Origin of the sequence: Roseofilum capinflatum BLCC-M114, from assembly GCF_030068505.1 — a bacterium.
GTDB lineage: Bacteria > Cyanobacteriota > Cyanobacteriia > Cyanobacteriales > Desertifilaceae > Roseofilum > Roseofilum capinflatum.
Map to the genome: position 1 here is coordinate 1 of NZ_JAQOSO010000097.1, position 11,100 is coordinate 11,100.

10 protein-coding genes are annotated in these 11,100 nt (G+C 48.6%); 9 read left to right on the forward strand and 1 reads right to left on the reverse strand.

Annotation, left to right across the window (positions count from 1 at the left end):
• The first annotated feature begins 288 nt into the window (after positions 1-288).
• From PMG25_RS18810 to PMG25_RS18835, 6 genes are all read left to right on the forward strand, one after another.
• Entirely contained in the window at positions 289-690 is a 402-nt protein-coding gene (locus tag PMG25_RS18810; RefSeq protein ID WP_283768433.1) for a hypothetical protein, read from the forward strand.
• A 52-nt stretch (positions 691-742) separates the two neighbouring features.
• The gene (locus PMG25_RS18815; RefSeq protein ID WP_283768434.1) at positions 743-1,558 is read left to right on the forward strand and encodes an MOSC domain-containing protein; all 816 of its coding nucleotides are present in this window, start codon (positions 743-745) and stop codon (positions 1,556-1,558) included.
• 96 nt (positions 1,559-1,654) lie between these two features.
• The gene (gene purD, locus PMG25_RS18820) at positions 1,655-2,944 is read left to right on the forward strand and encodes a phosphoribosylamine--glycine ligase (RefSeq protein ID WP_283768435.1); all 1,290 of its coding nucleotides are present in this window, start codon (positions 1,655-1,657) and stop codon (positions 2,942-2,944) included.
• Positions 2,945-3,003: 59 nt separating this feature from the next.
• On the forward strand, positions 3,004-5,085 hold the full coding sequence (locus tag PMG25_RS18825; RefSeq protein ID WP_283768436.1) for a HAMP domain-containing sensor histidine kinase: 2,082 nt from the start codon (positions 3,004-3,006) through the stop codon (positions 5,083-5,085).
• A gap of 70 nt (positions 5,086-5,155) precedes the next feature.
• Complete coding sequence (locus PMG25_RS18830; RefSeq protein WP_283768437.1) at positions 5,156-5,683, forward strand: Npun_F5560 family protein; 528 nt, start codon at positions 5,156-5,158, stop codon at positions 5,681-5,683.
• 296 nt (positions 5,684-5,979) lie between these two features.
• Positions 5,980-6,633 carry a hypothetical protein gene (locus PMG25_RS18835; protein ID WP_283768438.1) on the forward strand — a complete coding sequence of 218 codons (654 nt, stop codon included), beginning with the start codon at positions 5,980-5,982 and terminating at the stop codon, positions 6,631-6,633.
• Here PMG25_RS18835 and PMG25_RS18840 read toward each other — a convergent pair.
• Entirely contained in the window at positions 6,607-6,963 is a 357-nt protein-coding gene (locus tag PMG25_RS18840; protein ID WP_283768439.1) for an STAS domain-containing protein, read from the reverse strand. The genes PMG25_RS18835 and PMG25_RS18840 overlap by 27 nt on opposite strands.
• A gap of 336 nt (positions 6,964-7,299) precedes the next feature.
• On the opposite strand from PMG25_RS18840, the gene PMG25_RS18845 reads away from it, so the two are divergent.
• The 3 genes from PMG25_RS18845 to PMG25_RS18855 all read left to right on the forward strand — a co-directional run bounded on the left by PMG25_RS18845 (position 7,300) and on the right by PMG25_RS18855 (position 10,869).
• Positions 7,300-7,920 carry a DedA family protein gene (locus tag PMG25_RS18845; protein ID WP_283768440.1) on the forward strand — a complete coding sequence of 207 codons (621 nt, stop codon included), beginning with the start codon at positions 7,300-7,302 and terminating at the stop codon, positions 7,918-7,920.
• Between the two features lie 160 nt (positions 7,921-8,080).
• Positions 8,081-9,343: a UDP-N-acetylglucosamine 1-carboxyvinyltransferase gene (gene murA / locus PMG25_RS18850; RefSeq protein WP_283768441.1), complete on the forward strand. Its 1,263-nt coding sequence runs from the start codon at positions 8,081-8,083 to the stop codon at positions 9,341-9,343.
• Between the two features lie 479 nt (positions 9,344-9,822).
• Positions 9,823-10,869, forward strand: coding sequence for an adenosine deaminase (locus PMG25_RS18855; RefSeq protein ID WP_283768442.1), 1,047 nt, complete (start codon positions 9,823-9,825; stop codon positions 10,867-10,869).
• Positions 10,870-11,100: the final 231 nt, after the last annotated feature.

The following is an 11,100-nucleotide window of genomic DNA, read 5'->3' on the forward strand; positions in this document are numbered from 1 at the left end:
CTCACTGCTCTTGCTTGAGTATTTGTACTACATTTTGTCGTGCGGAATGTGGGTTTGAAGAGAATTATGCTTAATGATGAGTATAGCGCTCGTCATTTAATCCGGGAATTTTTCGGCGATCGCCCCCGTCCCCATGATGCCCAAGAGATTTATTATGGGATACACCTCTGGTAATCTCTGGCTCTCCTACGAGCAAGGAGTACCGGATGCGGTGGTTTGTCCGGATTCAGAAGAGTGAATCTGTATAGGGAAACGACAGAAAATGATTCCCACCAAGGTGCAAACTCTATGGACTCAACCGCCACTCAAGACCTATCAACCTGGATGCAAACCTGCTGGGTAACCTATCGGTTTAGTGATGCTGAAGACATGGGGAAAAGAGTCCCAGAGTTACCCGGTTTATATGCTTTAGTCGCCGAAAGCCAGGATGGTGAAAATTGGATTTTACTCCATGTGGGTCACACCCCAGAGAATTTACAAGATGCCTGGCAATATTACCGGCAGTTACCGATGGTGAAAATTCTGCATCAGTTATCCTTAAACGTCAGTTTAGCCCTCTTTCCCCTTCCCTCCTGTCCCCTGCCAGGATTATCTGTAGACCAGTTACCTGAGTGGGAACAACTGTTAATCGAACAGTTAGAACCGATGCTCACCCAAACTCCAGCCGCTCTACAAATTGCAGTCAAGTAGGTGAGCCGAAACGAGTCTGAGATAATGGCCAAAAATAGCCAAGATCTCGATAATGCACATTTCCCAACTCTATATTTACCCGATTAAATCTTGTGGCGCGATCGCCTGTTCAAGGGCCCAAGTCACCCCAAACGGGTTAGCTGGCGATCGCCAAATGATGTTAGTCACCCAAGGGCAATTCATGACCCAACGGGACTATCCGCAAATGGCTCAAGTGCGCGTAAAATGGGACTCAGAGACCCTAATCCTAGAACATGACAATTTTGACTCTTTTGCCTTCCAACCGACCTTAGAGGGCAAGCTACAGCCCGTTCAAGTCTGGCGTACCCAGACGATGGCCATTGACCAAGGAGACCCTGCCGCTCAATGGTTTCAAAGGGTTCTCGCTTTAGATCGTCCCTGTCGCCTCGTCCATCAATCTCCCCACCATCCTCGCCCCGTCAACCCCCAGTATGCCCTCAGCCCCAAGGATACCGTCAGTTTTGCCGATGGCTACCCGATACTGGTCACCAATACGGCATCGTTAGCAGAGTTGAACCGCAGACTACAGCAAACTTATCCCCAAGATCCGCCCCAGGTTCCCATGAACCGCTTCCGTCCCAACATGGTCATCGACACCAACGAACCCTTTGCTGAGGACAACTGGACAACCCTAACCCTGGGGACAGTCCAATTAGAAATGGTCAAACCTTGCGATCGCTGCATCGTCACCACGACAGATCAAACCACTGGAGAACGTCACCCCCAACGGGAACCCCTGAAAACCCTGGCCCAGTTTCGCAACCAACCCGGAGGTCTGATGTTTGGCAGCAATGCGATTCCCAAAAGTCTCGGTTGGCTGGAAGTGGGGATGGAATTGAAGGGATAGTGGAGATGGGGATCTGACCCATTACGCAATTTTAATTTTTTAATTGATTCATTGGCCTTTAAAATTGAACAGGTGAGTCTGAATTGAATAACGAACGTGAATATTATTGTCATTGGTAGTGGAGGGCGCGAACATGCGATCGCTAAAACCCTCTTGCAATCTTCCCAAGTGCAGCAGGTGATTTGTATCCCTGGGAATGGGGGAACGGCACGGTTAAAGCGCTGCGAAAATCTGCCCCTGAAGATTGACCAGGTTGACCAGTTTGAGGCGATCGCCGAATATGCACAAACCCACGCCATTGATCTGATTATCGTTGGCCCAGAAGCCCCCCTCGCCCTCGGTATTACCGATGTCCTGCAACGCCACAACCTGACCGTATTTGGCCCCAGCCAAGCCGGGGCCCAAATTGAAGCCAGTAAAGCCTGGGCAAAAGCCCTGATGAGTGAGGCATCTATTCCCACGGCTGCCTGCGCCGTGTTTACGGATGAAATGGCCGCCCGCGCCTATGTCCAGAGTGGAAAAGTGCCCATTGTGATTAAAGCCGATGGTCTCGCCTCTGGTAAAGGAGTCACGGTCGCTATGACCTTAGCAGAAGCAGAAGGGGCAATATCCGAGGCATTTTCCGGTAAATTTGGTGCAGCCGGTCAAACAGTGGTGGTTGAAGAGTATCTTACTGGTCAAGAAGCCTCGATTTTGGCACTCACCGACGGCGAAACTATCCGCCCCCTCATCAGTGCCCAAGACCACAAACGCATCGGTGAAGGGGACACAGGGCCCAATACCGGAGGCATGGGGGCCTATGCTCCTGCGCCAGTGGTTACCCCAGAATTAAGCGATCGCATTAACCAAGAAATTCTCATCCCCACCATGAAAACGTTAAAAAAACGGGGGATTTCTTACCGGGGGGTATTGTATGCTGGCCTGATGATTACTCCAGAAGGCGATCCGAAAGTGATTGAATTTAACTGTCGGTTTGGCGACCCGGAAATTCAAGCCATTCTCCCCCTGTTAGATACGCCCCTAGAAACCCTGCTCTTAGCTACGGCTCAGGGAGAGTTAGACCAACAAGAGATTACCTGGAAACCGGGAGCCTGTGCCTGTGTAGTGGCGGCCTCTGACGGCTATCCCGGTGACTTTGAAAAAGGCTTTGCCATCACTGGAATAGAGACAGCAGAAGGGCAAGGGGCGATCGTCTTTGAAGCGGGAACGACCTTAAAGGACAATCACCCGGTGACCAGTGGTGGCCGAGTTTTAGGGGTGACTGCCCTGGGAGCAACCCACGATCTGGCCTTTGAAACAGCGTATCAGGCGATCGCCTCAATTCACTTCCAGGGTTTATACTACCGTCGAGATATCGGCTATCGAGTACGGCAAAAACAGAGCTAGTAACCCATAATAGAAACAATGTAAAAACTGTAGGTGTTAGCGAGCAATGCATTGGTATCATGGTGGCTTTACTGAAAAATCTTAAAGGAGCGATCGCCCATTGGTGGTCAGAATTCACTCTGCAAACCCGACTCATGGCAGCCGCAACCCTAGCGGTATCCCTGATCATGAGCAGTCTGACCTTCTGGGCCGTCAACACCATTCAACTCGATGCTCGCCTCCATGATACCCGCTTTGGCCAAGACCTGGGACTGTTGCTGGCCTCCAACGTTGCTCCCCTGGTAGCCGAAAATAACCTCACAGAAGTTGCCCGCTTTTCCCAGCGCTTCTATAACAGTACCTCCAATATTCGCTATCTCCTCTACGCAGACGAAGACGGACGACTCTTTTTTGGCCTCCCCTTCTGGGACTCAGAAGTACAAACCTCCCTGAGTATCGAACGGCGCATTCAGCTACCGGAAAATTACATGACTTCCTCCCAAGTGCCCCTGGTGCGCCAACATCAAACCCCCGATGGAGAAGTCACTGATGTCTTCGTTCCCTTGATCCACGAAAACAAATATCTTGGCGTATTGGCGATCGGCATTAATCCGAATCCCACCGTCGTCACCTCCTCCAATCTTACCCGCGATGTCACCCTAGCGGTGTTTGTCTCCATTTGGTCAATGGTCATTTTAGGTGGAGTGTTTAATGCTTTGGCCATTACCCAACCCATTAAAGAACTCTTAACCGGAGTGAAAAGTATCGCTGCCGGTAATTTCAATCAGCGCATTGATTTACCCTTGGGAGGAGAATTAGGGGAACTCATTTGTAGCTTTAATGATATGGCCGAACGGCTAGAGAGCTACGAAGAACAAAATATTGAAGAACTCACGGCCGAAAAGGCCAAGTTAGAAACCCTAGTTTCCACCATTGCCGATGGAGCCATTCTATTAGATACCGATCTCAATATTATCTTAGTCAATCCCAATGCTCGGCGCATGTTTGATTGGGAAGGACAACCCATCGTCGGTAAAAATGTTTTACGCTATGTCCCACCCCCCATACAAGTCAAATTAACCCGCCCCCTTTATGAAATTATCCAGGGTAAATTTTCCCTAGCGGATGGGACTTCGGTTAATGAATTTCGCATCACCTTAACCGAACCGGTTAAGCGCACCGTGAGAATTTTGTTAACCACGGTGTTATCCCATCGAGCTACGGGGGAAGAAGCTTTATGCCAAGACTGTTTACATGATGAAAATGATACTTGTGTCGTGCCCGAACGGCCCTTAGCCAAAGAGTGTGTACTCTATGAGCATCACATCAAACCCAGTGTAGATGCTCGTAATATTGGCAATTTGAAAGGGATTGCGATGACGGTTCAAGATATTACCCGCGAAGTGGAACTCAATGAAGCAAAAAGCCAATTTATTAGTAATGTATCCCATGAGCTAAGAACCCCCTTATTTAATATTAAAGGATTTATAGAAACCCTTTATGAATATGGGGAAGAACTCAGTGAAGTGGAACGCCGAGATTTTCTGGAAACCGCCAATCATGAAACCGATCGCCTCACTCGCTTAGTCAATGATGTGTTAGATTTATCTCGACTAGAATCAAGCCGCACCTATCACTTCGATTCCGTCTATGTCGGACAACTAATCGAACAAACCCTCCGCACCTATCAACTCAACGCCAAAGATAAAGGGATTGAACTACTCCAAGACATCGAACCCGACTTACCGAAAATTTTTGGCCATTACGATCTCCTGCTGCAAGTGTTAACGAACTTAGTGGGGAATTCCCTCAAATTCACTGAATCTCAAGGTAAAGTGATGATTCGTGCCTATTGTCCCCAAGGGAAAAATAAGGTCGTGCGTATTGAAGTGGCTGATACGGGTATCGGCATCGATGGCGAAGACCAAGCCGCCATTTTTGACCGCTTCTATCGCGTGGAAAATCGGGTACATACCTTAGAAGGAACGGGACTGGGATTATCCATTGTCCGCAATATTATTGAGAAACATAATAGTCGTGTACAATTGGTCAGTGAAGTGGGAGTGGGGACAACATTTTGGTTCGATCTAGCGTTGTATGAGGAGGCCGTAGATCCGGAACCGGTCAGTTCTTTAGAACCTGTCTATAGCAAACCTAAATGAGTTATCAACGACTATCCCTCATCCCCCATTCCCTATTCCCCATTCCCCATTACCCAAAGGAGACTCAAACATGACCCATTCTTCTGACTCGGAAACCCTTCAGGAATTTCAAGCGGAAATGACTCGCCTGCGGGAAGAGTTAACCTTAAGAGACCAATTGGTACAACAGTTATCTCAAGAACTTTTTCGCTTAGTCAAAGGGAATGCCTCGTTTATTCCGGCAGAAACTGGGTCAGCAGAGCAAACGGAAAATTTGCGAAGTCTCCAAGAGCAACTACAAAAAGTGGAAGAACAGGTACAGTTCTATCAAGAACAAATTCAAGAGCGCGATAGCGAAATCTATCAACTGCGCCAGTCCGTGCAAGAATTAAGCGATCGCTCCGGAATGCTCGAACAAGTCGTACAAGAGCTTCCCCATCTCTATCGGCAAAAATTCGCTGAACGCATGGAACCCATCCGGGAAAAAGTCGCTCTCCTGCAACGGGAAAATCGCCAACTGCACGCCGAACTACAAAGCGTCAGCTATCGGTTAGCCATGAGAACCCGCAACCCATCCCGCATTGATTTACCCGATTTTCCCATCACTAATATCAATTAAAAATTAAAAATTAAAAATTTGATATATAGCTAGTCTAAATGAATTGTGCAACAGGAAATGCCCTCTCCCTATATCCCTCTCCCACTCCGAGAGGGACTTCTGCTCCCCTTCTCCTGCGGGAGAAGCGCCGCCCTGAGCGAAGCCGAAGGGGGGTTGGGGGATGAGGGGCAGCCATTACACAACTGATTTAGGTTTGCTATATAGCAATTCTCTCTTGTATGGAGTAAAGCTTGAAGCCTTAGACCCTAAGCCATACAAGCTATTCCCCATTCCCCATTCCCCATTCCCCATTCCCTATGTCCCATTCCTCTGTGCAGATTGTTGTCGAGTCCGATCGCGATCGCTCGGCTCCTTTACCCGTAAAATTACTACAGACAATTAACAGTATTTCTCCCGATCTGAATGCCTCTATTCAATCCCTTAATACCCTCAACCCTTCAGATAACGGGCTTTTCTGTCCTTTGACCTTCAACATTCCTGATTGGCTCCCTTTTTCTGGTCAAAAAACTTACCAATATTGTCGATCTCTAAACTCTCTACGGCAAACCGTTACCGCCTGGGGATATGCCACCGGTGAAGGAAATCATTGGCTACCCCTAATTCTTACTGCCAAAGGCCCCCTCTATGCTGAAGCCATCGAAAACCGGAACTCCAGCTATCATCAACCTCTACATTTAGGCGATCGCACCCGTCAAACCCTCTACCAACTCGGTTATCAATTGCTGCGCCATATTCAGGCTATTCCTGGAGTCTATCTCCTCCAGTTTGGGGGGACATCCGATCCCTGTTTCGATCGCCTGATTCCCTTTCCCGATACCCCAGTCTTAGGGAGCTTAGGGATTCAGGAACCCGATCTTCTCACCAGTTACTGGTATTGCCAAATCGGAACCCCCCTAATCGACCTGCAAATCCGATCGCCTTCTTCAAGCCGCACTCAATTCCCTCATTGATTCTGGGTCAAAAACCCGTACCACCTCTTCGTAGGAAGAATAAACTTCAAAAACGCCCTCTAGCTTGGCAATATCCAAAATCAGTTTCACCTGTCCCGGAATATGACACAGAACCAGGCGGCAATCTTGCTGGCGAGCAGTTTTGAGTCCAGAAACCAACTTACCCAAACCTGCACTATCCATAAAATCCACCCCAGCCAAATCTAGACAAAGGACGGAAGTTTGAGAAGCCATCTCCTCAATCTGTCGAGCAATCTGTGCGCCCCCCTGGCCATCAAAACGCCCTTGAGGGTGAAGAACCGTAAATTGACCCATTACTCTACTTGTCATTGTGGTTATCCTTTTGGTGAGTCCCTAGGAGGTTAAAATCGTTGACCAATTCAAAATCTAAAGCCAAAAGAGTCCGGAAACTGAGTGACCGAACTCTAGCGTAAGCAATCTTACTCTAGCGATCGCTTCTTTAGACTTTATTAATATAAGCGTGAAAATCGAGAATTGTCAGCCCCAAAAATTACACTTTCTTGGAACTTCACCTTGGGGGGCAAACTTTCCCGAAGGCTCCGATCCTCAGTCCAGATTGACAGTACCCGGATTCCACGCCAAGATCGGAGAAAGCCCAATCTAGCAACGTAACCCATACGTTCTCTTCTCCCCTACCTGATTTGCATGTCCTTAGAATTTTTCTCCCTCGATACCATTCAATCTTTGGCCAGTCAATACGGATACTGGACAATCTTCCTCGGTATTATGCTCGAAAATACCGGCCTGCCCCTACCGGGTGAAACCATTACCCTAGTGGGAGGATTTCTAGCCGGTAGTGGCGAAATGGTCTATTGGCGAGTCCTCACCAGTGCGATCGCCGGAGCCGTCATAGGCGATAGTTGTGGCTATTGGATCGGTAGAGCTGGAGGATGGGCCCTATTGCTGAAAGTGGGTAAATTCTTTCGGGTGGCTGAAACCCAACTGGAAAATGCCAAGACCCAATTTCAAAACAATGCGGCTCGCGCTGTCTTTCTCGGTCGCTTCGTCGCTCTCCTGCGGATCTTTGCTGGCCCGATCGCCGGTATCGTAGAAATGCCCTATCCTAAATTTCTACTCTGTAACGTCGCCGGAGCCAGCCTTTGGGCAAGCGTCATGGTTAGTCTCTCCTTCTTTGTCGGCCGCCTGATTGCCCTAGAACAACTGATCGCTTGGGTGGGACAATTTGCCATCCTTGCTCTCGTTCTCCTCATCGCCTGGATCGTCGTTCCCCTGTGGTTAGAATCTCGCGCCTCTCAAAACTCCTAAGCGATCCGGAAATTCGATTAGCGCACAGGAAAACTTTCCGGTACAATCAAAACCAAATTCGCAACTGATGGTAAGAATTACTTAATTTTTGGAGGATAGGGCCATTAATACCGCAATTTCAACTAATTCTGTCACTACAGAAGTGATATCTAACCTTTCCATGCTTCAGATTGAAGGCAGATCCCGCTTAAGCGGCCAAGTGCAAATCAGTGGAGCTAAAAATTCCGCCTTAGCGATTCTGGCAGGGGTGGTGCTTTGCTCCCAAACTTGCCGATTACGCAATGTACCCAACTTGGTCGATGTCAATCGCATGGGCCAGATTTTAGAATCCTTGGGAATTAAACTGCAACGGGATGGGGATACCCTCGAACTCGATGCCTCTCACATCAGTCAAGGGCAAGCTCCCTATGAAGTGGTCAGTCAACTGCGGGCCAGTTTCTTTATTATTGGCCCCTTGCTGGCTCGTTTAGGTGTGGCCCAAGTGCCCTTACCGGGTGGCTGTGCGATCGGCGCTCGTCCTGTAGACCTGCATGTGCGGGGACTGCAAGCCATGGGGGCCCATGTGCAAATTGACCATGGAGTGGTGAATGCCTATGCTCCCAAGGGTAAACTGAAGGGCGCTAAAATCTATCTGGATTATCCCAGTGTGGGAGCCACGGAAACCCTGATGATGGCGGCAACCTTGGCGGAGGGCGAAACTTGCATTGAAAATGCGGCTCAGGAACCGGAAGTGATCGATTTAGCTAACTTCTGCCGCTCCATGGGCGCTCGCATTAAGGGAGCGGGTACAAAAACCATTTGGATTGAAGGGGTATCCCAACTCCACAGTACCGACTATGAAGTGATTCCCGATCGCATTGAAGCAGGCACTTTCCTAGTCGCAGCCGCTATTACCCAATCTGAACTGCTGCTCAATAACGTGATTGCCTCCCACCTGACTCCGTTAATCGCCAAGTTAGAGGACACGGGAGCCAAAGTGATTAAAGAAGGAGAGAGACAACTGCGCCTGGTTCCGGGCGATCGCATTTTACCCACGGATATCGAAACTCTTCCCTATCCCGGTTTTCCCACGGATATGCAAGCCCAGTTTATGGCGTTGCTTACTGTAGCTGAAGGCAACAGCATGGTGACTGAAACTGTGTTTGAAAATCGCCTGCGCCATGTGGCCGAATTGCAGCGCATGGGAGCCAATATCCGCGTTAAAGGGAATATTGCCATTATTAAAGGTGTGCCGATTTTATCGGGTGCGCCCGTTTTAGCCACAGATTTACGAGCCTCTGCTGCTTTAGTCTTGGCTGGATTAGCGGCTGAAGGCACAACCACGATCCAAGATTTACAACATCTAGACCGGGGTTATGAACAGCTTGAAGTCAAACTGCAAAACTTAGGGGCCCGCTTAACGCGCATCGCAAAAGCTTCTTAATTAGCTTGAGAGATGAGTCCTGAAGGGTGCTTAGTTCCGACATTCCGCACGAAATTGTGTAGCTGCTGTACATGACGTGAAACCGTTTCAATTGACAGATAAAACTGTGTGAGAAGGCATTCGCGATCGCTAATCCCCTGAAATTTCTAGTCTAAATCCTTATTTAGACTCACGAAAGCCTGAAAAAACGGAGTTGGGCGATCGCCAACTTGAAAGCAAACACAAGCATTTATACTGAAAAATTACGCCCGTTTAATGGCATGATCAATACAGCGCTTGGCGCTGTTATGGTGTACAGTCTTAAAGGCTCAAAGCCATGTACCACAACCCTATTCCCTATTCCCTAGCGCGTTCATGTCCGCGAAGCGGAAAGCGCTATATCCAGCAAGCCCTAATTAGGTTTTCAGACTTCCCATTAGTTACCATAGGAGGAGAAGGGTGTTTAAACCCTATTCGCAAATTTTTAAGAGGTTCTTCCTGTGGCTCTTTATGCTGAACTCCACCGACACTTAGGCGGTTCGGTCGTCCCTCGCATTCTCTGGCGCTACTTCCACCGTAGCGGCTCAGAATGGTCTGAGCAGTTTCCTGACTATCCTGAGTTTGAAACGTTTTATACTCGTCCTCGGAAAACCTTAGATGAATATTTAGAACTCCATACCTTGGTGGAGAAAACTCAAACCTTAGAGACCCTGCCCTATTTTATTTATCGCTTGATTCGAGGGGCCTATGTGTTTGAGAATTTAGCCTATTTGGAATTACGGTATACGCCTTACCTGCGAACTCCAGAGGAGTATAGCCAGAGCGATCGCATCGATCAAATGGCGGCCATTGTTGAAGCCGTGGGTCAGGCCAGCCGAAATCATAACTATAGTATTATTACCAGCCAGATTCTCTGTATCCATTCCCGGCTGCCCTCTGAGGTGAATCGGGCGATCGTAGAGCTGGCGGCACAAATGCCTGAATATGTGTGTGGGATTGATGTTGCGGGTGGAGATGCCCATTATGGCGATCGCCTCCCAGAATTGATTAAACTCTATGAATATGCGCGATCTTTGGGTCTGAAAACTACCGGACACCTGTACGAAACCCGCGAAGGCTGTTATCCGGAACTACTCCCCTACCTGATGCGGATTGGCCACGGGATTCAAATTCCTCTGCACTATCCCCACCTTCTGCCCCAACTGGCCCAAAATGGCCAATGTCTAGAAGTCTGTCCCACCACCTACCTGAAAACCGGAACCCTAGACGACCTACACGAGCTGAAAATTGTCTTCGATCGCTGTTTTGATGCTGGGGTAGACATTGCCATCTGTACGGATAATGCCGGACTCCATAACATGCGTCTGCCCTTTGAATACGAAAATTTACTGACTTTAGACATCATTGACTTTGAGCAACTGCAAGCCTGTCAAGATGCCTCCTTCCGCCATGCTTTTGCTTGGCCATACCCCGAACATCCAGCTTCTCTGTTAACGGGACTCTTGCAAAGCGAAGTGAAACCAGATTTAACTCCAGCCTTAACCTAGAGTAATGAGTAATATCAAGTCCGGTTATTCATGTCCGCGAAGCGGAAACACCATAATTAAAAATCTAGGGAGCGAGACGCTCCCACTCCAGTAATATCAAGGGATTCTAGGAGTGCGGGCATCTTGCCCGCTTCTCTTTTCCCATTTTCATGTCCGCTTGCGGAAACCAGACTTGATATATAGTCAATTGGATTAAGGTTGAGACACGACGATACACACACAACCTGTCTA